This window comes from Dialister sp. (assembly GCF_051885895.1).
GTDB lineage: Bacteria > Bacillota > Negativicutes > Veillonellales > Dialisteraceae > Dialister.
The window spans coordinates 25,139-49,081 of record NZ_JBJEXP010000034.1; the positions used below are offsets into that span (position 1 = coordinate 25,139).

Annotated in this window: 25 protein-coding genes; 23 read left to right on the forward strand and 2 right to left on the reverse strand. The window is 50.4% G+C overall.

Features of this window, described 5'->3' with window-relative positions:
• The first annotated feature begins 1 nt into the window (after window position 1).
• The 13 genes from scpA (at window position 2) to sucD (ending at window position 14,245) form a co-directional block, all read left to right on the forward strand.
• Window positions 2-2,197 carry a methylmalonyl-CoA mutase gene (scpA, locus tag ACI4N7_RS02845; RefSeq protein WP_439731861.1) on the forward strand — a complete coding sequence of 732 codons (2,196 nt, stop codon included), beginning with the start codon at window positions 2-4 and terminating at the stop codon, window positions 2,195-2,197.
• 11 nt (window positions 2,198-2,208) lie between these two features.
• Window positions 2,209-3,384: a methylmalonyl Co-A mutase-associated GTPase MeaB gene (gene meaB / locus ACI4N7_RS02850; protein WP_439731862.1), complete on the forward strand. Its 1,176-nt coding sequence runs from the start codon at window positions 2,209-2,211 to the stop codon at window positions 3,382-3,384.
• Window positions 3,385-3,495: 111 nt separating this feature from the next.
• Entirely contained in the window at window positions 3,496-4,104 is a 609-nt protein-coding gene (locus ACI4N7_RS02855) for a peptide-methionine (S)-S-oxide reductase (protein WP_439731863.1), read from the forward strand.
• A 188-nt stretch (window positions 4,105-4,292) separates the two neighbouring features.
• A complete protein-coding gene (gene pxpA, locus ACI4N7_RS02860; protein ID WP_439731864.1) occupies window positions 4,293-5,048 on the forward strand; it encodes a 5-oxoprolinase subunit PxpA in 756 nt (251 codons plus the stop codon).
• 89 nt (window positions 5,049-5,137) lie between these two features.
• Entirely contained in the window at window positions 5,138-6,340 is a 1,203-nt protein-coding gene (locus ACI4N7_RS02865) for an NRAMP family divalent metal transporter (protein ID WP_439731865.1), read from the forward strand.
• Between the two features lie 15 nt (window positions 6,341-6,355).
• Window positions 6,356-7,069, forward strand: a complete 714-nt coding sequence (gene pxpB, locus ACI4N7_RS02870) for a 5-oxoprolinase subunit PxpB (protein ID WP_439731866.1) — start codon at window positions 6,356-6,358, stop codon at window positions 7,067-7,069.
• On the forward strand, window positions 7,066-8,070 hold the full coding sequence (locus tag ACI4N7_RS02875; RefSeq protein ID WP_439731867.1) for a biotin-dependent carboxyltransferase family protein: 1,005 nt from the start codon (window positions 7,066-7,068) through the stop codon (window positions 8,068-8,070). The genes pxpB and ACI4N7_RS02875 overlap by 4 nt, the downstream gene beginning before the upstream one ends.
• Before the next feature lie 2 nt (window positions 8,071-8,072).
• On the forward strand, window positions 8,073-8,495 hold the full coding sequence (locus ACI4N7_RS02880; protein ID WP_439731868.1) for an acetyl-CoA carboxylase biotin carboxyl carrier protein: 423 nt from the start codon (window positions 8,073-8,075) through the stop codon (window positions 8,493-8,495).
• Complete coding sequence (locus tag ACI4N7_RS02885; protein WP_439731869.1) at window positions 8,495-9,868, forward strand: acetyl-CoA carboxylase biotin carboxylase subunit; 1,374 nt, start codon at window positions 8,495-8,497, stop codon at window positions 9,866-9,868. The genes ACI4N7_RS02880 and ACI4N7_RS02885 overlap by 1 nt, the downstream gene beginning before the upstream one ends.
• Before the next feature lie 12 nt (window positions 9,869-9,880).
• Window positions 9,881-10,669, forward strand: coding sequence for a putative hydro-lyase (locus ACI4N7_RS02890; RefSeq protein ID WP_439731870.1), 789 nt, complete (start codon window positions 9,881-9,883; stop codon window positions 10,667-10,669).
• Between the two features lie 264 nt (window positions 10,670-10,933).
• A complete protein-coding gene (locus tag ACI4N7_RS02895) occupies window positions 10,934-11,602 on the forward strand; it encodes a TerC family protein (protein WP_439731871.1) in 669 nt (222 codons plus the stop codon).
• Window positions 11,603-12,133: 531 nt separating this feature from the next.
• On the forward strand, window positions 12,134-13,330 hold the full coding sequence (gene sucC, locus ACI4N7_RS02900; protein WP_439731872.1) for an ADP-forming succinate--CoA ligase subunit beta: 1,197 nt from the start codon (window positions 12,134-12,136) through the stop codon (window positions 13,328-13,330).
• A 12-nt stretch (window positions 13,331-13,342) separates the two neighbouring features.
• Window positions 13,343-14,245 carry a succinate--CoA ligase subunit alpha gene (gene sucD, locus ACI4N7_RS02905; protein ID WP_439731873.1) on the forward strand — a complete coding sequence of 301 codons (903 nt, stop codon included), beginning with the start codon at window positions 13,343-13,345 and terminating at the stop codon, window positions 14,243-14,245.
• A 133-nt stretch (window positions 14,246-14,378) separates the two neighbouring features.
• Here sucD and ACI4N7_RS02910 read toward each other — a convergent pair whose 3' ends face one another.
• Entirely contained in the window at window positions 14,379-15,764 is a 1,386-nt protein-coding gene (locus ACI4N7_RS02910) for a PLP-dependent aminotransferase family protein (protein WP_439731874.1), read from the reverse strand.
• 164 nt (window positions 15,765-15,928) lie between these two features.
• On the opposite strand from ACI4N7_RS02910, the gene ACI4N7_RS02915 reads away from it, so the two are divergent.
• Together ACI4N7_RS02915 and ACI4N7_RS02920 are read left to right on the forward strand one after the other, a co-directional pair.
• Entirely contained in the window at window positions 15,929-16,720 is a 792-nt protein-coding gene (locus ACI4N7_RS02915; protein ID WP_439731875.1) for a PhzF family phenazine biosynthesis protein, read from the forward strand.
• Between the two features lie 100 nt (window positions 16,721-16,820).
• Window positions 16,821-17,051, forward strand: coding sequence for an RNA helicase (locus ACI4N7_RS02920; protein ID WP_439731876.1), 231 nt, complete (start codon window positions 16,821-16,823; stop codon window positions 17,049-17,051).
• A 79-nt stretch (window positions 17,052-17,130) separates the two neighbouring features.
• Here the strand turns inward: ACI4N7_RS02920 and ACI4N7_RS02925 are convergent, their stop codons facing one another.
• Window positions 17,131-17,820 carry a hypothetical protein gene (locus ACI4N7_RS02925; protein ID WP_439731877.1) on the reverse strand — a complete coding sequence of 230 codons (690 nt, stop codon included), beginning with the start codon at window positions 17,818-17,820 and terminating at the stop codon, window positions 17,131-17,133.
• A 264-nt stretch (window positions 17,821-18,084) separates the two neighbouring features.
• Between ACI4N7_RS02925 and ACI4N7_RS02930 the strand changes: the two genes are divergently transcribed.
• The 8 genes from ACI4N7_RS02930 (at window position 18,085) to mutY (ending at window position 23,812) form a co-directional block, all read left to right on the forward strand.
• Window positions 18,085-18,672: a phosphatase PAP2 family protein gene (locus ACI4N7_RS02930; RefSeq protein ID WP_439731878.1), complete on the forward strand. Its 588-nt coding sequence runs from the start codon at window positions 18,085-18,087 to the stop codon at window positions 18,670-18,672.
• Between the two features lie 38 nt (window positions 18,673-18,710).
• On the forward strand, window positions 18,711-19,721 hold the full coding sequence (locus ACI4N7_RS02935) for a helix-turn-helix transcriptional regulator (protein WP_439731879.1): 1,011 nt from the start codon (window positions 18,711-18,713) through the stop codon (window positions 19,719-19,721).
• Complete coding sequence (locus ACI4N7_RS02940) at window positions 19,697-20,473, forward strand: hypothetical protein (RefSeq protein ID WP_439731880.1); 777 nt, start codon at window positions 19,697-19,699, stop codon at window positions 20,471-20,473. The genes ACI4N7_RS02935 and ACI4N7_RS02940 overlap by 25 nt, the downstream gene beginning before the upstream one ends.
• Window positions 20,466-20,888, forward strand: a complete 423-nt coding sequence (locus tag ACI4N7_RS02945; protein WP_439731881.1) for a GerW family sporulation protein — start codon at window positions 20,466-20,468, stop codon at window positions 20,886-20,888. Before ACI4N7_RS02940 ends, ACI4N7_RS02945 begins: the two co-directional genes overlap by 8 nt.
• A 122-nt stretch (window positions 20,889-21,010) precedes the next feature.
• On the forward strand, window positions 21,011-21,427 hold the full coding sequence (locus ACI4N7_RS02950; RefSeq protein ID WP_439731882.1) for an OmpH family outer membrane protein: 417 nt from the start codon (window positions 21,011-21,013) through the stop codon (window positions 21,425-21,427).
• Between the two features lie 350 nt (window positions 21,428-21,777).
• Window positions 21,778-22,293, forward strand: a complete 516-nt coding sequence (locus tag ACI4N7_RS02955; RefSeq protein WP_439731883.1) for an HD domain-containing protein — start codon at window positions 21,778-21,780, stop codon at window positions 22,291-22,293.
• Window positions 22,290-22,760 (forward strand): 8-oxo-dGTP diphosphatase, encoded by a 471-nt coding sequence (locus ACI4N7_RS02960; protein ID WP_439731884.1) that lies wholly within the window; start codon window positions 22,290-22,292, stop codon window positions 22,758-22,760. Before ACI4N7_RS02955 ends, ACI4N7_RS02960 begins: the two co-directional genes overlap by 4 nt.
• Entirely contained in the window at window positions 22,760-23,812 is a 1,053-nt protein-coding gene (mutY, locus tag ACI4N7_RS02965) for an A/G-specific adenine glycosylase (protein WP_439731885.1), read from the forward strand. The genes ACI4N7_RS02960 and mutY overlap by 1 nt, the downstream gene beginning before the upstream one ends.
• Window positions 23,813-23,943 lie beyond the last annotated feature (131 nt).

The following is a 23,943-nucleotide window of genomic DNA, read 5'->3' on the forward strand; positions in this document are numbered from 1 at the left end:
TATGGCAATGAATCCTGATTTCACAAAACTTAATCTGGATGCCCATCCATCCTGCGATTACAATGCCTGGAAGGATGGACTGGAAAAGACGACAGGCAAGTCCTACGATGATTTATATGACACTACGCTGGAACGTATTCCTGTAGCTCCTCTCTATACCAAGGATGTGTATAAAGAATGCAACCACCTGGATTTCATGAGCGGCATTCCTCCATTCCTGAGAGGACCGTATTCCACCATGTATGTATTCCGTCCATGGACCGTTCGTCAGTACGCCGGTTTCTCCACTGCCGAAGAATCCAATGCTTTCTATAAGAGAAACCTGGCTGCTGGACAGAAAGGGCTGTCCATCGCCTTTGACCTTCCGACCCACCGCGGCTATGATGCGGATAACCCCCGTGTAGTTGGCGATGTTGGTAAGGCAGGCGTATCTGTATGCTCCATGCTGGATATGAACATCCTCTTTGACGGTATTCCGCTGGATCAGATGTCCGTATCCATGACCATGAACGGCGCCGTTCTCCCGATTCTGGCCTTCTTCATCTGTGCAGGCATTGAACAGGGGGTAGACAGAAAGATTCTCCAGGGCACCATTCAGAATGATATTCTGAAGGAATTCATGGTCCGTAATACCTACATTTACCCGCCGGCCATGTCTATGCGCATTATCGGTGATATTTTCGAATATACCACCAAGTACATGCCGAAATTCAACTCCATTTCCATTTCCGGCTATCATATCCAGGAATGCGGTGCTACCTGCGATCTGGAACTGGGCTATACTCTGGCAGACGGCATGGAATACATTCGCTGCGGCGAAAAAGCAGGTCTTCCGGTGGATGCCTTTGCAAAACGTCTGTCCTTCTTCTGGGACCAGGGCAAGAACTACTTCATGGAAGTGGCAAAGATGAGAGCTGCCCGCGTACTGTGGGCAAAGATCCTGAAAGGATTCGGCGCAAAGAACCCGAAGTCCATGGCTCTCCGTACCCACTCCCAGACCTCCGGCTGGTCCCTTACGGAACAGGATCCGTTCAACAACATTACCAGGACCTGTATGGAAGCTATGTCTGCTGCTCTCGGCCATACCCAGTCGCTTCACACCAACGCGCTGGATGAAGCCATCGCACTGCCTACGGACTTCTCCGCCCGCCTGGCCCGCAATACACAGCTGTATATCCAGGATGAAACCAAGGTCTGCAAAATCATTGATCCGTGGGGCGGTTCTTATTATCTGGAATACCTGACCAATGAAATGATCAAACGGTCCTGGGCTCATATCCAGGAAGTCGAATCTCTGGGCGGCATGGCCAAAGCTATTGCTACGGGCCTTCCGAAGATGCGTATTGAAGAATGCGCTGCCCGTCGTCAGGCAGATATCGATTCCGGCAGAGAAACCATTGTAGGTCTGAATAAGTATCGTCTGGCCAAGGAAGATCCGCTGAACGTTCTCTCCATTGATAATACGGCCGTACGTAATGCACAGATTAAACGTCTGGAAAAACTCCGTTCTATCCGCGATCCGGAAAAAGTACGCCGTGATCTGGAGCACATCACCAAATGTGCCGAAAGCCGCGAAAACGGCAACCTTCTGGATGCCGCTGTACAGGCAGCTCATGACCGCTGCTCCCTCGGTGAAATTTCCGACGCAGTAGAAAAAGTATCCGGCCGTTATAATGCCACCATTCATACCGTATCCGGTGTTTATTCCAGTGAATTCCAGGATAACGGTCAGTTTGAAAAGGCTAAGAAGCTGATTGAGGAATTTGATCAGCTGGAAGGCCGTCGTCCCCGTATCTTCTTCTGCAAGATGGGACAGGATGGCCACGACAGAGGCCAGAAGGTACTGGCATCCTCCTTCGCCGATATGGGCTGGGATGTAGATGTGGGACCCCTCTTCCAGACACCGGAAGAAGCAGCACAGGATGCCGTAGATAACGATGTTCATATTGTTGGTTTCTCCTCTTTGGCAGCAGGCCACAAGACACTGCTCCCCGCACTGGTGGAAGAACTTAAGAAACGGGGCCGTGATGATATCCTCGTCTGCATCGGCGGCGTTATTCCTCCACAGGACTATCAGTTCCTCTATGATCATGGCGCAACTGCCATCTTTGGACCTGGCACCAATATTCCAAAGTGCTGCATCGAACTTCTGCAGATTCTTGTAGACCGCGCTAAAGCTGAAGCCAAGGAAGGTTAAGGTATGCGCATATGCCTGAAAAGGATGATGACTTAAGACCCAGCTGGGTACCGAAAGAAAAGAACCCTGAATTCGCCTGCAGCGTTATGCGGGGAATTGACAGCGCTGTGAACAGCGTAACCAATGCCAAATATTACCCCAAGGAAAATCTCCGCCGGGTACCGCTTCGAAAGAAGATGACGGTGGAGGAATACGTGGAAGGCGTAAAACGGGGGGACCGCATGATCCTGGCCAAAGCGATTACTCTCATTGAAAGCAATGCTCCCAAGGATTTTGAAAAGGCCCAGCGCGTATTGCAGGCACTGCTCCCCAGAACCGGTCATTCCCTTCGCATCGGAATCACCGGTGTTCCGGGGGCGGGTAAAAGTACATTCATCGAAGCTTTTGGACAGCTTCTCTGTCAGCAGGGCTACAAAGTGGCAGTACTGGCAGTGGATCCTACCAGTTCCATTACAGGAGGATCCATCCTGGGGGATAAGACCAGAATGCAGAAACTGTCCCGTGAACCGAACTGCTTCATTCGTCCTTCACCCTCCGGCGGCACGCTGGGCGGTGTAGCAAGGAAGAGCCGTGAAACCATGATGCTCTGCGAAGCAGCGGGCTGTGATGTGATTCTGGTGGAAACTGTGGGTGTCGGGCAGTCTGAAACCACGGTTCGTTCCATGGTAGATTTCTTTATGCTTGTGGTCCTTACCGGTGCCGGCGATGATCTGCAGGGTATCAAGAAAGGCATCATGGAACTGGCGGATGCCATTGTGGTCAATAAAGCGGATGGCGATAACCTGGAAAGGGCGAAAGTCACCCAGGGGGAATACGAACGGATGGTGGAATTTATCCGGCCGGCTACGGAAGGCTGGAAGACCCATGCCTACCGCTGTTCCGCTTTAAAGAAAACAGGGCTTCTTGAACTGTGGGCAGTGATGCGCGAGTTTGAAAAAGTGACGAAGAAATCCGGCGCTTTTGAAAACCGGCGTCAGCGTCAGATCATTGCCTGGGTCAAGACCATGATTGATGAGCACCTGCATAATCTCTTCTATGAGGATCCGGTCATCAAGGGCAGGATCCCGGAAGTGCGGGCAGCAGTGCTGGCGGGAGTGGTATCACCCAGCCAGGCTGTGGCGGAACTGATCAAAACCTTTGATATCGACCGGGCCGCCGCCCGTCATCTGGACCCATCGGAAACATAGTCATTATCAGAAAGGGGGCTGCCTTCTACCGTGGCAGCTCCCTTTTTATTTTATGGAAATGCAGCAGGGAAACGGATTTGTTTTTACCGGTCTGCCCTGCAAGGAGGAATCATGTATATTGATGGAGCTTTCATGAAAGAACTGTATCTGGCGGGAGGCCCCTACTACGGACTGCAGGAAGTGTTTTCCAGAATCAGAGGTGTAGCCCGGGTAAGGGCGGGATTTGCCAACTGCAGCAGTGCTCACCCTTCCAAGGAAGATATATACAGCGGAAAGGCAGAAGGCAGGGAATGCATACAGGTTATTTACAATCCCAAGAAAATCGATATTGTCAGTCTCCTTTCTCTCTTTTTTACAATTATCAATCCCTACACCGACGGTATTCAGGGGAAGGCTGTAGGCCCCCAGTTCAGGAGCGGGGTTTATTATACCAGTCATGAGGATACGATGCAGATCAGCTACTACCTGATTTTCCTGCAGAACCGGGGCCAGACCCGACGCATGACCGATGCGTCCATTGTATTCAATGAATTTGAAGGAGAAGGCGGACGCCGTCCGAAAATCCGGACAGAAATGAAACCGCTTGTCAATTTCTACGAAGCACCGGAGGAAGAGCAGTACTATTTAAGGAAACATCCGGATACCTATACACCTATCAATATTCCTCTGCTGGAAGAACTGGGCACCATAGGAAAGGCTCCGGAAACACTGCAGGAGTAGGAATCCCGGAGAAGGAAAATGATTTGCAAATATGAATTGACAAAAATGAATGTATAATATATACTAATAGTCAATTAAATATACAGCAACGAAGCGGCAGGGAGAAAGGTTCCCTGCCCTTTTGTGCTCACAGGACAAAGAAGGCTTCCATTCGGAAGCCTTTTTGTGTTTGGAAGAGGGGGATGGGAATGAGAATTGATTTAAACAGTGACTTGGGAGAAAGCTTTGGAGCCTATACGATTGGCTGTGATGAGGAGGTACTGAAATATGTATCATCCGCCAATGTGGCCTGCGGATTTCACGCCGGAGATCCGAAGGTGATGCTGAAAACGGTACGGCTGGCAAAGGAAAGAGGCGTATCCATCGGCGCCCATCCGGGGCTTCCGGATCTTGTGGGATTTGGACGAAGGAAGATGGCGGTGACGGCAGAGGAGGCTTACACCATGGTGGTTTACCAGCTGGGAGCCCTCATGGCTATGGCCCGTACCCAGGGAATGAAGCTCTGTCATGTGAAACCTCATGGAGCGCTCTATAATATGGCAGCTAAAGATAAGGCACTGGCGGAAGCCATTGCCAAAGCTGTTCATGACGTGGATAAAGGGCTGGTCCTTTACGGGCTGGCAGGCAGTGAAATCATCAGGGCAGGAGAAAAAGAAGGACTCCTTACTGCCAGCGAAGTCTTTGCAGACAGAACGTATCAGCCTGATGGTTCTCTGACCCCCAGAAGCCAGCCGGGAGCCATGATTACAGATGAAGATAAGTCTCTTTCCCAGGTGCTGTCCATGGTGAAAGAAGGAAAAGTAACAGCTTTGGACGGCAGTGTAATCTCTGTGAAGGCGGAAACCATATGCGTGCACGGGGACGGTCCCAAAGCACTGGCCTTTACCAGCAGGATCAGGGAAACACTGGAAAAAGAGGGAATAGATATCGGCCCTTTGAAGTAGGTATGTATCGAGGAGCGTACGGAAGGATTAGATGCCGGATGTAACGGGCGCTTCTTCAAAAAGAATTATCACAGGGGAGGGGAATCCTTATGGGAGACAAAAAATCAGCACAGTGGAAAGTTCTTTTAGGCGCAGCCTTTCTGATGGCTACATCTTCTATCGGACCGGGCTTTCTGACACAGACGACTGTATTTACCCAGAAACTGGGAGCCAGCTTCGGGTTTGTCATTCTGTTTACCATTATCCTGGATGTGATCGCCCAGATGAATGTATGGCGCATTATCGGGATTTCCGGCAAGCGGGGCCAGGACATTGCAAACATGGTTTTCCCTGGCCTGGGATATCTGGTAGCCCTTCTCATCGTAGCCGGCGGCCTGGCTTTTAATATTGGCAATGTGGCCGGGGCCGGGCTGGGGCTGAATGTACTTTTCGGCGTGGATGCCAAGGTGGGGGCCGTTATCAGTGCGGCTATTGCAGTCATTGTATTTACGGTGAAGGAAGCAGGAAAGGTGATGGATAAGCTCACTGCTCTGGCAGGAGGCGTTATGATTCTCCTTACTCTTTATGTAGCAGTCACCTCGAATCCGCCGGTAGGAGAAGCGGTGCTTCGTACCGTGGATCCCGCCACTGTAGATTTCATGGCTATTGTTACTATCGTAGGCGGCACCGTAGGCGGATACATTACCTTTTCCGGCGGCCACCGTCTCATTGACGCAGGTATTACAGGGAAGGAAAATCTGGGGCAGATTACAAGAAGCGCTACCACCGGTGTCCTGGTTACCGGTATCATGCGGGTACTCCTGTTTCTGGCTACTTTGGGTGTAGTAGCGGCAGGCCTGGCACTGGATCCCAAGAATCCTCCGGCTTCCGTATTCCAGCTGGCGGCAGGGGTGGTAGGATATAAGATTTTCGGTATTGTCCTTTTCTTTGCGGGCATTACCTCCGTTATCGGGGCTGCCTATACTTCTGTGTCCTTCCTCCGCTCCTTCAGCCATACCATTGATATGAATTACCAGAAATTCATTATTGCGTTCATTGTTTTCTCTACGATTGTCTTTGCTGTTATCGGCAGACCGGTGGCAGTGCTGGTCATCGTCGGTACCTTGAACGGGCTCATCCTTCCGGTTACCCTAGGTGTTATCCTTCTGGGGGCTTATAACAGAAAGATCGTAGGCGATTATCATCACCCCTACTGGATGACCATTCTTGGAGTCGTGGTGGTTGTCATGACGGCCTATATGGGAATCATGACGGTAGTGAATAACCTGCCGAAGATTATAGCTGCCTTATAAAATGCAGGTGATGATATGGACTATGAAATAAGAAATGTAGGGGAAGCTGCGGTGCTGGTGGTCTTCGGTCATACCATCAGCCCGGATATCCAGAGAAAGATACAGAGTCTGGAAGAATATACAGAAGCACATCCCTTTGATGGATTTGAAGAATGCGTGGCGTCTTATACAGGCCTGACAGTTTATTACAATCCCTGGAAGGTCTTTGAGGCCTATCCTGACAAGAGACCGGGAGATACCATGCGGGAACTGATATCTTCCTATGTCCACTCGGCGGAAATGATCAGTCCTTCTGCTCCGAGGCAGGTGGAAATCCCCGTATGCTACGGCGGTGTTTACGGTCCGGATCTTTCCTATGTGGCGGAGTTCCATCATATGACCCAGGAAGAAGTGGTGAAAATTCACACGGCGCCGGAGTACCTGGTATACATGCTGGGCTTCTGTCCCGGATTTCCCTATATGGGCGGTATGGACAGGAGAATTGCTACACCTCGCCGCGCTTCTCCCCGGCTGGCTATACCGGCGGGAAGCATAGGCATAGCCGGAGAGCAGACCGGCGGCTATCCTCTTTCTACACCGGGCGGATGGCAGCTCATCGGGCGCACGCCGGTGGACATGTTCCGGCCGGATAACCAGGAAGAACCTACCCTTTTGAAAGCCGGGGACCATGTCCGTTTCCGCGCTGTATCAGAGGAAGAATACAAACGGATTCGGGGTGAGAAATCATGATTCATATAGCCAGCCACAGTCTGGTCACCACTATCCAGGATCTGGGCAGAATCGGGTACCAGAAATATGGAATCAATGTGTCCGGTGCCATGGATCCCCTGTCCCTCAGGGCGGCCAATCTTCTGGTGGGAAACAGGGAAGATGCAGGGGCCATTGAAATGACACTGATAGGTCCGGATATGACTTTTGAGGAGGATACACTCCTGTCCCTGACTGGAGCAGATCTGAGTCCCAATATTCATGGGATACCGGTTCCCATGTACCGGCCGGTGGCAGTGAAGGCAGGCACCGTACTTTCCTTCGGAAGACCCCGTCTGGGAGTGAGGGGATATATGGCAGTCGCAGGAGGTTTCGACGTGCCCTGTGTCATGGGAAGCCAAAGCTCCTATGCCAGAGCCGGCATTGGCGGCTTTGAAGGGAGGCCCATCCGGGCCGGTGATTCCATTCCTACAGGGAAGCCATCAGAAAAAGTAAAAAAATATATGCAGAATCTTTTGGGAAAGGGGAAAAAATTCGCCTGGCCTTCCTGGTTTGCAGGAAACTTTTACATGAATGAAAAAAGCCTGCGGGAACCTGTCCGCTACACGGAAGGACTGCAGTATGACTCTTTTACCGATAAGAGCCACCAGCTTCTGGAGGAAGGACACTTTATTGTTACTGCCAATTCAGACCGCATGGGATACCGCTTAAGCGGACCCAAGCTGGGGCTGACGGCGCCGCTGGAAATGATTTCTGAAATGTGTGCCCTGGGAACCATCCAGGTTCCGCCGGAAGGGAATCCTATTATCCTTATGGCGGAACACCAGAGCTGTGCCGGCTACCCGGAAATCGGGCAGGCTGCTCTGGTGGATATAGGACGCATTGCCCAGAAAGGACCGAAAGATACGCTCTGCTTTAAGAAAATCAGCAGAGAAGAAGCAGAAGATGAATATATTTTTATGGAGAAAAAAATGAGGGAAATCAGAGAAGGGATTTCCTATAGAACCGGCTGGGGGGAATAGGAATGGATACAGAACACTTAAAATCACTGGAAGAGATCATCCGTCTCTTCAATGAAGGGGGACTTTCCAAAATGAAGGTTTCCCTGGAAGGAATGTCGGTGGAGCTGGAAAAGGAAGGGACTCCTGCCATTCCGGCCGCCCTGCCTGAGAAACAGGAAAAGATGAAGGAGGAAACGGGCGCTCTCATCACGGTGACGGCACCGCTGGTAGGTGTTTTCTATGCTTCTCCCAGTCCCGATGATCCGCCTTATGTGTCCCTGGGGGACAGGGTGTCGGAAAACAGTACACTCTGCCTCATTGAATCGATGAAGGTTTTCACAGAAATTCCGGCGGGAGTTTCCGGCGTGGTGGAAGAAATTCTTGTCCATTCCGGTGACTATGTGGAATATGACCAGCCCTTGTTCAAAATCAGGACCGTGAAATAATGCTGAGAAGAGTAAACCGGGTTTTGATAGCCAACCGCGGGGAAATTGCTCTCCGTATTATCAAAGCCTGCAGAAATACGGGAAAAACATCTATTCTGGCTTATTCCAAGGCTGACAGGAATACCATTCCCGTGGAAGAAGCGGATGAATCCATCTGCATCGGGCCCCCGCCGGCACAGCAGAGCTATCTGTCCATTCCCGCCCTTTTGACAGCTGCCCGCCTGACCATGGCTGACGGCATCCATCCAGGCTACGGCTTCCTCTCGGAAAACGGCACCTTTGCCCGGCTCTGCGAGGAAAGAGGGCTCATCTTTATTGGGCCCCGGGCGGAATCCATATGGGAAATGGGGGATAAGGCCAGAGCCAGAGAGCTGATGAAAACAGCCGGAGTACCGGTGATACCGGGAAGCGACGGTATTATTCATTCAGAGGAAGAAGGAACAGCTGCCGCTGCCCGCATCGGTTATCCTGTCCTTATTAAAGCCTCCGCCGGCGGTGGAGGAAAAGGCATGCGGGAAGCCGATAATGAGGAAGAACTGAAAAAGAACATGAAAGAAGCTTCCACAGAAGCATTGAAGGCTTTTGGCAATGGAGATATTTATCTGGAGCGCTTCTTCCGACAGGTTCATCATGTGGAAATCCAGATCATGACTGACCGCTATGGCCATGTGGCAGCCCTGGGCGAAAGAGACTGCTCTTCCCAGAGAAATCATCAGAAGATGATTGAGGAATCTCCTTCCCCGCTGATGGATGAAGCACTCCGCCGAAAAATGGAAGAAGCAGCCAGAAAGGCAGCTCTTGCTTCCCATTATGTCGGCGCCGGTACTGTAGAATTTATTGTGACGCCGGAAAAAGATTTCTATTTCATGGAAATGAACACAAGAATCCAGGTAGAACATGGTGTGACCGAGGAAGCAACAGGTACGGAACTGGTGGAAACCATGATACGCATTGCCGACGGAGAAACACTTCCCTGGAAAGAGGACATTCTGCCTCGGGGCTGGACCATGGAATGCCGTATTAATGCGGAAAATCCCTTCCGCGGGTTTGCCCCTTCTCCGGGACGGCTTCTCACCTTTGAAATACCCCGGGGAAAAGGGATCCGGGTTGATACAGCAATGAGGCAGGGATCGGAAATTTCCCCGTTCTATGATTCCATGATAGCCAAGCTTATTGTCCATGACGAGACAAGAGAAAAGACGAGGCTGAAAATGAAAGAAGCCCTGGATGCCTTTCATATTGAAGGCGTGTCTACCAATATACCGCTCCAGAAAGCGGTAATATCTTCCAAAGCTTTTGCAGAAGGCCGGGTCAATACCACCTATGTGGAAAAGCATCTGGATGAATTGCTGCAATCCGCGGAAAACGGATAGAAAGGAAAAAGCATGGACTACGGAAACTGGAAACCAAAAGATGTCAGGAAATTAATCAGAGAAGGAAAGATTACCGGACAGACCAGCGGTATGTGCAACGGCTATGCCCAGGCTAATCTGGCCATTCTTCCCAAAAGTTTGGCCTTCGACTTTCTTCTCTTTACCCAGAGAAACAGGAAACCCTGTCCCCTGCTGGATGTGACGGAAGCAGGAAGTCCGGAACCGAAGCTGGCGGCGCCGGGAGCGGATATCCGATATGACATACCGAAGTACCGTATCTATAAAAAGGGGGTCCTTACCGATGAAGTGACAGACCTTTCGGGCTTCTGGAAGGATGACTATGTGGCTTTCCTTCTGGGCTGCAGCTTTTCCTTTGAAAGCCCCATGATTGAAGACGGTCTGGATGTGCGGCACATTACCGATCACCACAACGTGCCCATGTATATCACCAACATTCCCTGCGTTCCGGCGGGCGTCTTCCACGGACCCATGGTGGTTTCCATGCGCCCCATGAAACCGGCTGACGCCATCCGTGCTGTGCAGATTACCACCCGCATGCCCTTCGTCCATGGAGCACCCATCCACCTGGGAGATCCGGCGGCCATCGGCATCAAAGACATAGATAAACCGGATTTCGGGGATCCCTCGGAAATCAAAGAAGGGGAAATTCCCGTATTCTGGGCCTGTGGCGTCACACCTCAGGCAGCTGCTATGACCGTAAAGCCGGATATCATGATTACCCATGCTCCGGGCCACATGTTCATCACGGATATACTGAACTCCAAGCTGGCTATTATGTGAGGAAGGGAAAAGCTTCTGCCTTTTGAGGTACTTATTTCCGGTATATAAGGCTTCCGGTTGGTTATTTTTCAAGGCGGCCTGAATGACGACGGATAAGCAGAAGGAATTTATGAAGCTTGATGTCTGATGGCCAGCGTCTGACTTCTATCACCTTACTGATTTGACACAAAAAGAAGAACGGATATAATAATATACTGATATATTTTGTTGCAAGAAACGGCGGTCAATGATGGCCGTTTCTTTTCTGTAAGGGGTTAAAAAAGGATGGAAATATTTACACTGCAGTTCTGGCTCAGCGTCGGGGCCATTATATTGATGGATTTATCTCTGGGAGGAGACAATGCGGTGGTGATTGCCATGGCGTCCAACCGGCTTCCCCACAGGGAAAGGAAGAAAGCCATTCTGATCGGTACCATCGGAGCGGTCGGACTTCGCATGGCTCTCACCTTTGCGGCCGTGTGGCTCCTCACCATTCCCTACCTTCAGGTCCTGGGCGGCATTCTCCTTATTCCTATTGCCGTTCATCTTCTGGCACCGGGAGATGAAAATCCTCATATTCAGGCTGCCGATAACCTGTGGACTGCAGTGAAAACTATTATCCTGGCGGATTTCCTCATGTCCATTGACAATATCCTCTCTGTGGCCGGTGCAGCCAATGGAGATTTCCTGCTGGTGGTTTTCGGCCTCATGGTGAGTATCCCCATCATCGTCATGGGAAGCCAGCTCATCGGAAAAGTACTGGACCGCTTCCCGGTTCTCATGTATGCCGGTGCAGCCATGATCGGCTGGACTTCAGGCACCATGTTTCTTCATGATAAGGCGCTGGGACCGGTGATTACCGGTGCCTGCGGCAGCTGGATCGAATATGCCCTGCCGGCTTTTCTGGCGGCAGGCGTCTGCGTTCTGGGATACAGGAAAAGTCACGGAAAATAAAGAATCCATCCACGGCAAAAAGGCTTCACAGCTGTCTGTGAAGCCTTTTTGCATAAAAAGAAAGATACAGCTCACATGGGAAGAATGCAGGACCCGTTTGCATCCTTTGACCGAAGTATCATCTTTTTGCTTTTCAGTGCACTGAAGCAGGAGCACCGCATTCTGTCGCATCTTTCCTCCCTCCTGTTCCATGGATGGGCGCCGGCAGGATTTCCGAAGAAAGTGATGACGGAAGAAATGCCTCTGTTTATATAGTCCTGGAGCGGAAGACGATGTCTCAGAAATGGATGTATGTACGGGTAAACGAAACCGCTGCTTCTTCTTGGCTCCAGTATCCGCATCATGGTCGGACTATCCCTTTTTCTCACAATACTCTATATAGGCTATGCTAATTTTGCAAAGAGTACATTATTCAGCCTTATCTATCTTTTTTGCGGATACATAAAGTGATATGATAGATGTTGTAATTTTATCATGGAACTGCAGGAGCGTTGCAAAAACGGCTCTTTCCTTTTGAAAAGGGGGATGGGTATGAATATACATGAATATCAGAGCAAGGCCATTATGAAGGAATATGGCATTCACGTGCCGGAAGGCTATCCGGCTTTTACAGTGGAAGATGCAGTGGCTGCTGCGAAACGAATCGGCACACCGGTGGTAGTGGTGAAAGCCCAGATCCACGCAGGCGGCCGCGGAGAAGCAGGGGGCGTGAAACTGGCTCATTCGCTGGAGGAAGTTCGAAAATATGCAAAGGAGCTTCTTGGCAGTACCCTGGTGACCCGTCAGACCGGGCCTCAGGGAAAGAAAGTGAACCGTCTTCTCATTGAAGCGGGAGCCCATATTAAAAAGGAATATTATATTTCCTTTGTGGTGGACAGAGAGTCCCGATGCGTGGTGATGATGGCTTCAGAGTCCGGTGGTATGTCTATCGAGGATGTGGCTGCGGAAAATCCCGATGCTATCCTGAAGGAATATATCGATCCGGCCATCGGTCTGGCTGATTTCCAGGCTGTCCGCATGGCCTATGCCCTTCATATGGAACAGGCAGTGGTACCGAAGGCAAAGACCTTTATGAAATATCTGTACAAGCTCTTTGTGGATAAGGACTGCTCTCTGGCGGAGTGCAACCCTCTGGTGGTGACGGAAGAAAATGAAGTGCTGGCACTGGATGCAAAGCTGAATTTTGATGACAGCACCCTGTCCCGGCATCCGGAAATCGTGGCGCTTCGTGATATTACGGAGGAGGACCAGAAGGAAAGGGAAGCTGCGGCAGAAGGACTGAATTATGTAAATCTGGGCGGCGATGTGGCCTGCATGGTAAACGGAGCCGGCCTGGCTATGGCTACGGTGGATATTATCAAGGAAAACGGCGGAGAACCGGCCAATTTCCTGGACGTAGGAGGAGATTCCACACCGGAAAAAATCGTGGCAGCCTTTAAAATCATGCTGGAAGATGACCAGGTTCATGGCATATTGATTAATATTTTCGGCGGCATCAATAAATGCGATGTGATTGCCCAGGGCATTGTGGAGGCGGCAGCACTTCTTTCCGGCGGAAAGGAAGAATTCCCGATTCCGGTAGTGGTACGTCTGGAAGGCAGGAACGTAGAAAGAGGACGGGATATTCTGCATAAAGCAAATATTGTCAATCTCTTCCCCGCTTCTTCCATGGATGAAGGCGCTAAGAAAGTGATCCGTCTGGCAAAAGAACAGCGGGAAAAGAAATAAGGAGGGCTGGTCATGAGTATATTAATCCATAAAGATACAAAGGTCATTGTACAGGGCATTACCGGCAGGGCAGCCCGTTTCCATACGGAGCAGATGCAGGCTTACGGTACCAGAGTCGTCGGCGGTACGGCACCTGGGAAAGCAGGCCAGGTGTGCTGCGGTGTGCCGGTATTCAATACCATGAGGGATGCAGTGGCAGTCACCGGAGCTACGGCTTCCGTTATTTTCGTTCCTGCACCCTTTGCAGCTGATGCCATTCTGGAAGCAGTAGAAGCAGGGCTGGATCTGGTAGTCTGCATTACGGAACATATTCCGGTGGAAGATATGGTAAAAGTGCATCGATACATGGAAGGGAAAAAGACACGGCTCATCGGGCCGAACTGCCCGGGCATCATTTCCGTTGATGAGGCCAATATCGGTATCATTCCTTCCCAGATTTATAAAAAAGGTCATGTAGGTGTAGTGTCCAAGTCAGGCACTCTTACCTATGAAGCCACCTACCAGCTTACACAGGCAGGCATCGGCCAGACTACGGCTATCGGTATCGGCGGGGATCCTATCAAAGGCATGGACTTCATTGATACGCTTACCCTTTTCAATGAGGATCCTGAAACGGAAGCGGTGCTTATGATCGGTGAAATCGGAGGAAATGCAGAAGAAAGAGCGGCGGCATGGATCAAGGAACATATGAAAAAGCCGGTGGCTGCTTTCATTGCCGGACGGATGGCACCTCCCGGAAAGCGTATGGGCCATGCGGGAGCCATTATTTCCGGCGGCAAGGGAACGGCTGCAGAAAAGATTGCAGCCTTGAACGCCGTAGGGATTCCGGTGGCCAGAACAGTGGCAGATATTGGTGAAACAGTGATTCAGCTGCTGAAGGAGAAGGGCATTTACGAAGACTGCCACACCTGCTGAGCGGAAAACGCTCTGTCCTTTGCATCCGGCGTGGCAGACAGGACAGCGCCGGATGCGCGCAAAGACCGGAAATGGCAGGAAAGCACCGGTAGAATTATGGAATCTGATTTTATAATTCTACCGGTGCTTTTTATTATGATTTTATGTAGTTCCGGATGATTGAAAGTCCCTTTCGCAGTCGGGCAGAATTTCCGGCGGAACAGAGAGATACACGAAGAAAACTGCTTTCTTCATGAGATGCGGTCAGGAAGCGTCCGGAGTGATAAACGTGGATGCCCTGCGTAAGGAGTTCACTTTCTACCTGCTCAAAAGAACGATGGCCGGGAATAGGGAGCCAGCGGAAATAGCTGGAAGGCTGCGGAGATACATGCGGGAAAAGGGAATCAAACAGAGCACAGCTCTTTTGGGCAAGGACTGCCTTTTGATGCAGCAGCTTTGCGGCAGCACCGGACGTGAGCATTTCATTTATGATTTCAGCATCCAGAGAGGATGTCTTGATACTGATGCTGGAAAAGCCTTCCTTCATGGTATCTTTTATATCATCAGTCAGAGCACCGTAGGCTATTCGGAGACCGGGGCAGAGGCATTTGGTCAGACTGGCGATATAGAAGGAGCGGCACCCCACCAGGTCATGAAGGGATATCATGTCTTTCCCTTCCTCTGCCCGGAGCCAGGCATACAGGTCATCTTCGATCAGCGTCAGATGATTCTTTTTTATCACATAAGCCAGTTCCTCTTTTCTGGCAGGAGAAATCATGACATTGGATGGATTGGAACAGGAGGGCATGAGATAAATACCCTGAATTTTTAATTTCCTGCAGATCCGGTCAAGTTCATCTGCAAGCATACCTTCTCTGTCACCGGCCACAGGGACGAGTGTCAGTCCCTTCATTTTGGCAAGGAGTATAAAGTTGGAGTAGGTATAAACATCAACGGCAATACGGTCACCCGGATGGAAAAGGGAGAAAAGGGCGGTGGTCAGTGCATTTTCTGCTCCCTGAAATATGATGATATGTTCCATGTCGGTATGAACGCCGAGAAGGGAAAGCCAGTCTGCCGCCTGCAGGCGCTGGTGAGGGAATCCGAAGGGGTGTTCATAGGACAGGAGATTTCGAACATAGCCCTGATGAAGCACTTTCTCCATAGCGGTTTCTACCGGCGCCGTAATTTCCGGGAATCCGCTGATAAATCCCATTTCTATGCAGGTCATTGGCGAGGAAGGGTGTTCAATCATAATAGACGCCACGGCATGGGGTGAGACGAAGGTACCACGGCCTGTGACACCGTAGATCAGCCCCCTGTGACGGCAGTAATTATAAACTCTTGTAATCGTGGAATAGTTCAGGTCCAGATAGTCTGCCAGTTCACGCTGCGGCGGGAGCCTGGTTCCTTCCGGGAGTTCTCCGTCAAGAATTTTCTGCTCAAGGTCCTGAGTCAGAGAAAGGTAATAGGGCCTTGAAAGTTTTGATAAATTCGGTTTCCAGGAGAGAGGATAGTGATCAAAAGAATTAACGGGCATGGCATTTTCCTTTTACAGCAGGGAATCATAATCAGTATTCCCATTAAATTGTTATACATACAATTTTGAAATTGCCTTCATAATATGCCAGCGTTATGATGTTGTCAATGGATAGACTGTGCAGATGACAGTGAATATTTGCGGAAAAGAAAGGACGGAAGACGATGAAACAGTATATGGCTGATGCATTTACGGATGAAATTTTCAAGGGAAACCAGGCTGCAGTATGTGTCATGGAGAAATGGATTTCCGATGAAATCATGATGGCAGTGGCGGAAGAAAATCATTTTTCCGAAACGGCCTTCATGGTGAAGGAAAAAGAAGGGCGCTACCATCTGCGCTGGTTTACTCCCGGCGGGGAAATCGACCTTTGTGGTCATGCAACCCTGGCTTCAGGATATATTCTTTTCCGATTCTATGAAAAGGATAAGAGACAGGTGGTTTTTGATACCATGAGCGGCCCATTGACGGTGGAAAGAAGAGGGGATCTTTATGTAATGGATTTCCCTGCGTACCGGCTTACCCCTGTGCCGGTCAGTGATGCCATGGAAGAGGCCATCGGCACGAGGCCTCTGGAAGCATGGATGGGACGGGATCTGCTCTGCGTGCTGCCGGATGAATCTTCCGTTAGAGAGGCAAAGCCTGATTTGGAAAAGGTAAAGGCACTGGACGGACTGCTTCTCCATATTACGGCAAAGGGACAGGATACGGACTGTGTATCCCGTTCCTTTGCGCCGAAACTGATGGTAGATGAAGATCCGGTATGTGGAAGCGGCCACTGCCATATCATCCCCTACTGGGCTAAAAAGCTGGGAAAGAATGATATTATTGCCTGGCAGGCTTCTGCCCGGGGCGGGATGATTTACGGGCATACGGATGGAGAACGTATCCGTCTGGCCGGGAAGGCAGCCCTTTACGGGATGGCGGAAATCGCAGATACAGTGAAAGGACTGTGACTCTATGCCCTGCTTCTTCGGATGCCGGATTCCCGCACTTGACGAAGCTTCTGATTTTCGCTATTGTAAGGGTATATTCGGAAAGCGGAGGAAAGGCAGCATGTTTTCAAAATTTCAGGATTTTCTTCTGGTAGTGGTTCTTTTTTATTCTATTTACCGTATTGGCTTTGGAGAAGGAGTAACCACGGTGAATCTCTTTATCCTCCTCTGCGCAGTGGTAGCAGTCATTTCCATGGCACTCAGGCGGAGCGGTGCCTATGACAGGGCCCATGCGCAGCGAGAGGAAGCAATGAAGGAAAAAGAGAAAGATAAAAATGAAAAAGAGCCCTGAGGGCTCTTTTTTCGTGGATAATATTGGGTGTATCATACCGCTTTGGGGGCGGTTTTGTCATATATCAGCCAGTGGGATATCACATGCCTTGTGTACTCTCTTTTTCTGCCATTTCTGCAAAGGGGATTCCTTTTGTATCCTGCTTATGGTCAGAGAGGAAAAGTGTGAGCACTGTCGTATCTTCTTTTTCCATCACCACGGCCGTGATGTAGACAAGCTGGGTCATTCCGCCTCCGGTGAGGAGAAAATCGGCGGTCCCCTGACGGCAGGGTATACCGTGTTCATCAGATATTTCCTCCCAGCCTGTAAAATGGCGGAGACGAATGTGCGAGGATTCGCTGTTTGTCATGGATTCCAGACGGTCTGCTGACAGACTGCTGTTCCATCTTCCTTTCCAGAGCCGTGCCTGATCGGCAGGAATGGAAAGGCGGATGCGGTATCCTCCGTAGTAATGGCGCCCCTGACAGCGTACCTGCTCCAGGGAAGCTTCCTGCCCGGCGGCAACAGCCTGCGATGCAAGCTCCTCATGCCAGTCATGATGGCCGGGGAAAAGAGGAAGCGCATCCAGTTCATTGGTCAGCTTCTCTTTCAATTCATCCCGGGCAAAGAACTCTTTCATTTTTTGTCCGAGAAATGAACTGTCGGCGGCGGTTATGGTAATGGAAGTTTCCATTATCCGGGCATAGCGCCCTGAAAAGGTGAGGGCGTTGAGCAGGATAATGCCGATAACTGCTGCGAGGGAGGCTATAGTAATCAGTACTTTTTTCATGAAAATCCCTTTCTGTGGTTTCATTATAGCATGGGGAGCCATGGGTTTGAGAGAAATGGTCCGTATCGTAGTGACAGGTTCATTCCCACCTGCCGGTATTTATTGCTGCCTGTAAAACTCACCGCCCTTAGGCGATACCACAATCCTCAGGCCTTTTTGTCAAACAGAGGGGATTATGATAAAATTAAAATCATAAACAGGAAACTCCATCCAGGGAGCTTTCAGGGCCGGAATGGCCTGAAATCATGGGAAGAGGTGTTTTTCATGAATCCTGATTTGGATATAGTACGAAAAATTAACAGTCTGGCAGGAAGGGTGCGCCCTTTTGACCTGATGATGGATCTGATTACCCGATACGGTCATTGGGCCTTTGTAATTTATGGACTGCTTCTCTGGTTTTCCCCGGGAAAGGATCGGCAGGAAAACCGGCGCTGCTGTATTCTGGCTTTCTTTGGCGTTTGTCTGGCATCCATTATTTCCTTTGTGATTGGAAAAATATGGTTTAGGAAACGGCCTTTTACCAGGGACTACAGAATCTGGAATTTTACGGGACACAAGGCCAACGCTTCTTTCCCGAGCAATCATACCATGAACGGGGCAGTGGTGGTTCTGCAGCTCCTTTCCATGCACAGGAAGGGGTCCGGGATTATGACCGTTATGGCTTTTATCCTTGCCTTTTCACGGCTCTTTTCCGGAGTCCATTATCCCAGCGACCTTCTCGGAGGGACTGCCGTGGCAGTGCTGGTGCACCGTGTGCTGAATCATGAAGCACTGGCTCCGTTTTTCCGTTTCCTGACCGTCATTTTTTCCTTTATCAGTGATGAAGCGGTCCGGAAAATCAGAGGGCGGTGAGCAATGTGGCAGGGGAACGCAGTGATACGGGAAGCAAAATGTCAATCATGCGGATTGTGCAGGTGCTTCTTCGTGAGTCGGACAGGGAACACCCGCTGACACAGCAGGAAATTCTTGATTTCATGGAGAAAAAGTATGGCATGACAGTGAACCGGAAGTCCATCGGAAGAAATCTGAACCGTCTGAAGGAGGCGGGACTTCCTGTCATGTGCCGTGAAGTGACCCGGGTGGTCAACGGGAAGGAAACGTCCCTGTCTCTGGACTGGTACTGGGACCATGTGCTCTCTCAGGAAGAGCTGAAAATGCTCATAGACCTGCTTTATTTCTCTCACCTGCCGGCCCAGCAGATACGGCAGATGGCGGAGAAACTGAAGTACCTGCAGAGCCGTACCTTTTCTGAAGGAAAGGAAAATGTGAAGAATCTGCCGGCTCCCGGAAGACCTTCGGAACCGGAGGAAACGCTGGCGGTTATCTCCCGTGCCTGCAGCCAGAAGAAGAAGATTTCCTTTTATTATGACCATTATGAGGCGGACGGAAAACGGCATCATGGCCGGACTCTTTCCGGAGAAGACCGGCTGTATCGGGTCAGCCCCTATCAGATCATTGCTTCGGATGACCGGTATTTTCTCCTCTGCAATGAGGAGGATCGCGAAGGCATATCCGTATTCAAGGTGGACATGATGGCTGGAGCTTCCCTGCTTGAGGAACCGATGAGACCGCAGAAATCCCTGGAGGGAATGGAACAGGGAGAAAAAATTTCCGATTTCCTCTTTGCCCGTCATGGGGTTTATACAGGACAGCCTGTTTCCTGCAGCTTTGAAGCGGACTGGCATCTCATGAGCGATATTATGGATGACTTCGGCAAGGCGGCCCACCTGGTATCTGCCCGCCAGAATCTGGTAACCGTAGAGGTGACTCTTCCGCCGTCTGCCATGAAAGCGTGGGCTCTGGAGCATGCGCCTTTTGTCAAAGTGACGGCGCCGTCATACCTGGTAAAGGAGGTCAAGGAGGCGGCAGATGAGCTGTGCCGGCTCTATGGAGCACCATGATGATTCTTGAAATCGCAGGATGTATCCTCTGCCTTTTCTTTCTTGCACTGCTTCTTCCGATAACCTACCGGATTTCCTTTGCGGCGTGGAAGCTGGAAATTCGGGTTTCTGCTCTGGGCGGGCTTCTGTCAAAGAAAAAATCCTTCTCCTTCCATAAGGAAAAGACGATGAAAGAGGAGAAAGAGGAAGAAAAAGAAAACATTTCTTCAGAGTCTGCCCGCGAGGAATTGAACAGGGTGCTGGATGAATGGGAAGACAATCAGTCTTCGAAAGAAAAGGATGATGAAGATAAAAAAGCAGCTGAAGTCAAAAGGCAGGAGACAGCAGAAGAAGAGGAAAAATTACCTTCCGCCGATGACAGCGGAAAAGTGCCATTAAAAAAAGAGAGAACCCATCCTTCCTATGCAGCACAGCTCTGCTTTGCCCTGGACAACGGCCTGGCAGAACGATGTCTGAAAGGGGCGCTTCGAATAGCAGCTCACGGTTTTCCCGGCAGATATCATATAGAAGGAGACCTGGGGCTTGGCGAACCTATGCATACCGGTATTCTATGCGGGCTGGTTTATACCTTTTTCCCAAAGGCGGCTGAGGATATTCAATGGAATTATGTGGACAGGGTATGTACGCTTTCCGGAAGAGCCGGAGGGCGGCTGATTCCCCTGTACCTGCTTTATATACTTTTGACTCTTGCCCTGTCAAAACCGGCAAGAGAGTTCTGGCATTTCAGACAAGGGGGAAATGAAAATGGATGATGAAGTAAGAAAACAGATTTTTGAGGATTTTAAAAAGATGATTACTACGGAATCAGTGGTAGGCGAACCGATTTACCTGGGAGATGCCACCATCGTTCCGTTTGTGGATATATCTTTCGGCTTCGGCAGCGGTGCTCACGGCAGCAGTGCTGCCGGCGGCGCAGGAGGCGGAAAGGTAACACCAACGGCAGTTCTTATTCTGAAGGGAGAACGGGTGGAGCTTTTCTCCATCAAGAATGCGGCAGCCAACAATACCATTGATAAGGTAATCAATATGGTGCCGGAAGTCATTTCCCATTTCACAAAGAAGAAGGAAAAGAAGGAAGAAGTACGGGAAGCAGCTTTGAAGGAAGCAAAGGAAGCCATGGCGGAAGAAGCGGAAACAGCAGCTTTGGAGGCGAAGGGAAATCAGTGAGTTTTCCGGGATTCCTTTGTAAAATACCGGTTAGGCCATTGACACATGTCGATTCTTTGATTAAAATTAAGCTATGCTTACTTGAGGCTCCCGCCTTTGGGGAGCACAGTTAGGAGGACACTATGAAAATGAATAAAGCAGTAGCAGCTGCAGCTGCTGGTATGATCGCATTTGGCGCTATGTTTTCCGTTTCCGCTGCAGGAATCGGTTTTGTTAATTCCAATGCTCTTCTCCAGGCTCATCCGAAGATGCAGAAGGCACAGCTGGATATGAGAACGGCTGCCCAGAAAGCAGAAGAAAGCTTCAAGAGCCGTTCTGCCGGCAAGACTGACCAGGAAAAGCAGCAGATTGCTACCGAACTGCAGAAAGAAATGGATCAGAAGGAAAGAGCTGCTATGCAGCCGATTCTCTCCGACATCATGAAAGCTATCCAGCAGGTCCGTCAGGAAAAAGGACTGGATATCATTCTTGAACAGGGTGCTGTCGTTGACGGCGGTGTAGATGTAACCTCTGCCGTAGCCCAGAAACTGGCTAAATAATGACGGAAGCCAAACGGTGTGATAGTTTTCTATCACACCGTTTTTTTATTTTGACAATTCCGATATAATGGGACTAGGGAAGCACAGATTATTTTATAGAGTCTGCTTTCATAATCTTTTATGCACTGCTGTGTCATGGGATTCCTTAAACAGCTTGCTGTACGCATCATTCCATTTCCTGCATTGCATAAAATTCAGTAATGAAAACAGACAAGGATTGCATCAGCACTTCCCCCGGCAGGCTGGTAAACCGGTGGATCAGGGAAAAGCATTGACGCAGCGTCAGGCGGAACCTGAAGCACAGAGCCTGAAAACCGGAAACAGGAAACTTTTTATAAAAAGGAGAGTCTATGATGGATAAACTGACTGCTTTATGCAAAGCAATGATTACCTATGATAAAGGGGATCCCCGCAGGATCCACCATTTCCTGAAGGTGCATGCCTTTGCCGTCCAGATCGGCAGGGAAGAGGGGCTGGATGAGAGGACCCTGTTCCGGCTGGAGGCGGCGGCTTATGTGCACGATATCGGCATTCATGAGGGAGAAAGGCGTTTTGGAAGAAATGACGGGCAGATCCAGCAGGAACTGGGGCCCGATGAGGCACGGCCCATGCTGGAATCCCTGGGATTTGACAGGGATGATGTGGAACGTATCTGCTGGCTGGTGGCCCATCACCATTCTTATGGAAGTATCGATGGCCCGGATGCCCAGATTCTGGCAGAGGCAGATATGCTGGTAAACCAGTACGAAGACGGCGCACCTCTGAAACAGAATGAAGCCCTGTACCACCGTTTGTACAAGACCGAATCGGGAAAGAGAATGTTCCAGGAGCTTTATTTTGATACTTATGAAGGAATAAAGAAGTGAGAGATACATCCCTGGTATACCCCGTGAGGGAGGACGGAAGCATCCTTCTGGGGCGCAAGAGACGGGGCATGGGATATGGAAAATGGAACGGGTTCGGCGGGAAAATTGAACCGGGCGAAACCATGCGTGAATGCGCCTGTCGGGAGCTTTTTGAGGAATGCGGTCTGGTGATGGATCCGGATCAACTGGATATGGCAGCTGATTTATATTTCCATCAGCCCTCGGACCCTGTCTGGTCTCATGCGGGGATTGTGTATTTTGCCCGGGGCTGGAGCGGCATTCCTCATCTATCTGACGAGATGGAGCCCCGGTGGTTCCGTCCTGAAAAATTTCCCTATGAAAATATGTGGATGGCGGATAAAGTGTGGCTGCCCATGATTCTGGCAGGAAGGAAAATCAGAGGAACCATCTATTTCGCAGAAGACGGGGAAACTGTTTATGATTATGATTTCCGGGAGATGAACTGATGAAGAAGGACATACCGGGGAAAGACTGGCCGAAGACACTTCTTTCCTGGTTTGACAGAAATGGAAGGGAGCTTCCCTGGCGGGAAGACAAGCCGCGGAATCCCTATCATGTATGGATTTCGGAAATCATGCTTCAGCAGACAAGAACAGAAGCAGTGAAGCCCTATTTCAACAGCTGGATGGAACGGTTTCCCACCATTCATGATCTGGCCCGGGCAGAAGAGTCAGAAGTGCTGCATCAGTGGCAGGGGCTTGGGTATTACAGCCGGGCCCGGAATATTCATAAAGCTGCCAGGGAAATAGAGGAAAAGTACGGAGGCACTCTTCCGGACCGGAAGGAAGCTGTCCTTTCTCTGCCCGGCATAGGGAACTATACGGCCGGAGCCATTCTATCCATGGCTTATGGAAAAAAGGAAGGCGCTGTAGATGGCAATGTGCTTCGAGTATATGCCCGCCTGTATGAGGTGGAGGAAGATATCCTGAAGAGCAGTGGTAGAAAAGAAATCGAAAAGCTGGTGGAAAGCACCCTGCCGGAAAGGGCCGGCGACTTTAATGAAGCTCTTATGGATCTGGGAGCGGAAATCTGCATTCCCAGAAATCCGAGGTGCGAAAGCTGTCCTCTTTCTTCGGAATGCCGTGCCCTTCTTCATGGCAGGGAAAAGGAACTGCCGATTCGCAGTGCCAAAAAGGCACCGAAAGAAGAGCAGGCGGCCTGCGGCGTGTGGATCAGGGAAGGCCGCGTGCTGCTCCATAAAAGACCGTCTAAGGGGATGCTGGCATCCATGTGGGAATTTCCCATGGCTCTTGCTTCTTCTGCGGAAGAGGCAAGACAGGGGCTGGAAAAGCTCCTTCTCGGTACGGCGGGGGACTCCATGTGGCATTACCGCCATGTCTTCACCCATCGCATATGGCATATGAATGCGTATCAGATGAAAGAGGCCCGGGTGCCGGACGGGGAGTACCGCTGGTTTACCCCGGAAGAATACAGGGAAATTCCTTTGGCAGGCCCTCACGCAAGGCTGGCCGCTTTCGTGGAGAAACTGGTAGATTAGCGGGATAGGGATAGTGGCTGGTTGATGCCACCATCGGCATGCACCCTTTGGGGAATACAGTTACTCTTCTTTATCGTCATTTTGACTGCAGCAAAGCGGAGTGGAGAAATCTCTTCGAAGACTGGTATGTA

Coding starts and splice junctions, on each gene's coding strand:
- pxpA (WP_439731864.1), top strand. CDS start 4,293: ATGAGAATTGATTTAAACAGTGACTTGGGAGAAAGCTTTGGAGCCTAT.
- ACI4N7_RS02890 (WP_439731870.1), top strand. CDS start 9,881: ATGGACTACGGAAACTGGAAACCAAAAGATGTCAGGAAATTAATCAGA.
- mutY (WP_439731885.1), top strand. CDS start 22,760: ATGAAGAAGGACATACCGGGGAAAGACTGGCCGAAGACACTTCTTTCC.
- ACI4N7_RS02920 (WP_439731876.1), top strand. CDS start 16,821: ATGTTTTCAAAATTTCAGGATTTTCTTCTGGTAGTGGTTCTTTTTTAT.
- scpA (WP_439731861.1), top strand. CDS start 2: ATGGCAATGAATCCTGATTTCACAAAACTTAATCTGGATGCCCATCCA.
- ACI4N7_RS02880 (WP_439731868.1), top strand. CDS start 8,073: ATGGATACAGAACACTTAAAATCACTGGAAGAGATCATCCGTCTCTTC.
- ACI4N7_RS02855 (WP_439731863.1), top strand. CDS start 3,496: ATGTATATTGATGGAGCTTTCATGAAAGAACTGTATCTGGCGGGAGGC.
- ACI4N7_RS02875 (WP_439731867.1), top strand. CDS start 7,066: ATGATTCATATAGCCAGCCACAGTCTGGTCACCACTATCCAGGATCTG.
- ACI4N7_RS02925 (WP_439731877.1), bottom strand. CDS start 17,820: ATGAAAAAAGTACTGATTACTATAGCCTCCCTCGCAGCAGTTATCGGC.
- ACI4N7_RS02950 (WP_439731882.1), top strand. CDS start 21,011: ATGAAAATGAATAAAGCAGTAGCAGCTGCAGCTGCTGGTATGATCGCA.
- ACI4N7_RS02885 (WP_439731869.1), top strand. CDS start 8,495: ATGCTGAGAAGAGTAAACCGGGTTTTGATAGCCAACCGCGGGGAAATT.
- sucC (WP_439731872.1), top strand. CDS start 12,134: ATGAATATACATGAATATCAGAGCAAGGCCATTATGAAGGAATATGGC.
- pxpB (WP_439731866.1), top strand. CDS start 6,356: ATGGACTATGAAATAAGAAATGTAGGGGAAGCTGCGGTGCTGGTGGTC.
- ACI4N7_RS02915 (WP_439731875.1), top strand. CDS start 15,929: ATGAAACAGTATATGGCTGATGCATTTACGGATGAAATTTTCAAGGGA.
- ACI4N7_RS02945 (WP_439731881.1), top strand. CDS start 20,466: ATGGATGATGAAGTAAGAAAACAGATTTTTGAGGATTTTAAAAAGATG.
- meaB (WP_439731862.1), top strand. CDS start 2,209: ATGCCTGAAAAGGATGATGACTTAAGACCCAGCTGGGTACCGAAAGAA.
- ACI4N7_RS02955 (WP_439731883.1), top strand. CDS start 21,778: ATGATGGATAAACTGACTGCTTTATGCAAAGCAATGATTACCTATGAT.
- ACI4N7_RS02935 (WP_439731879.1), top strand. CDS start 18,711: ATGTCAATCATGCGGATTGTGCAGGTGCTTCTTCGTGAGTCGGACAGG.
- ACI4N7_RS02930 (WP_439731878.1), top strand. CDS start 18,085: ATGAATCCTGATTTGGATATAGTACGAAAAATTAACAGTCTGGCAGGA.
- ACI4N7_RS02895 (WP_439731871.1), top strand. CDS start 10,934: ATGGAAATATTTACACTGCAGTTCTGGCTCAGCGTCGGGGCCATTATA.
- ACI4N7_RS02910 (WP_439731874.1), bottom strand. CDS start 15,764: ATGCCCGTTAATTCTTTTGATCACTATCCTCTCTCCTGGAAACCGAAT.
- sucD (WP_439731873.1), top strand. CDS start 13,343: ATGAGTATATTAATCCATAAAGATACAAAGGTCATTGTACAGGGCATT.
- ACI4N7_RS02865 (WP_439731865.1), top strand. CDS start 5,138: ATGGGAGACAAAAAATCAGCACAGTGGAAAGTTCTTTTAGGCGCAGCC.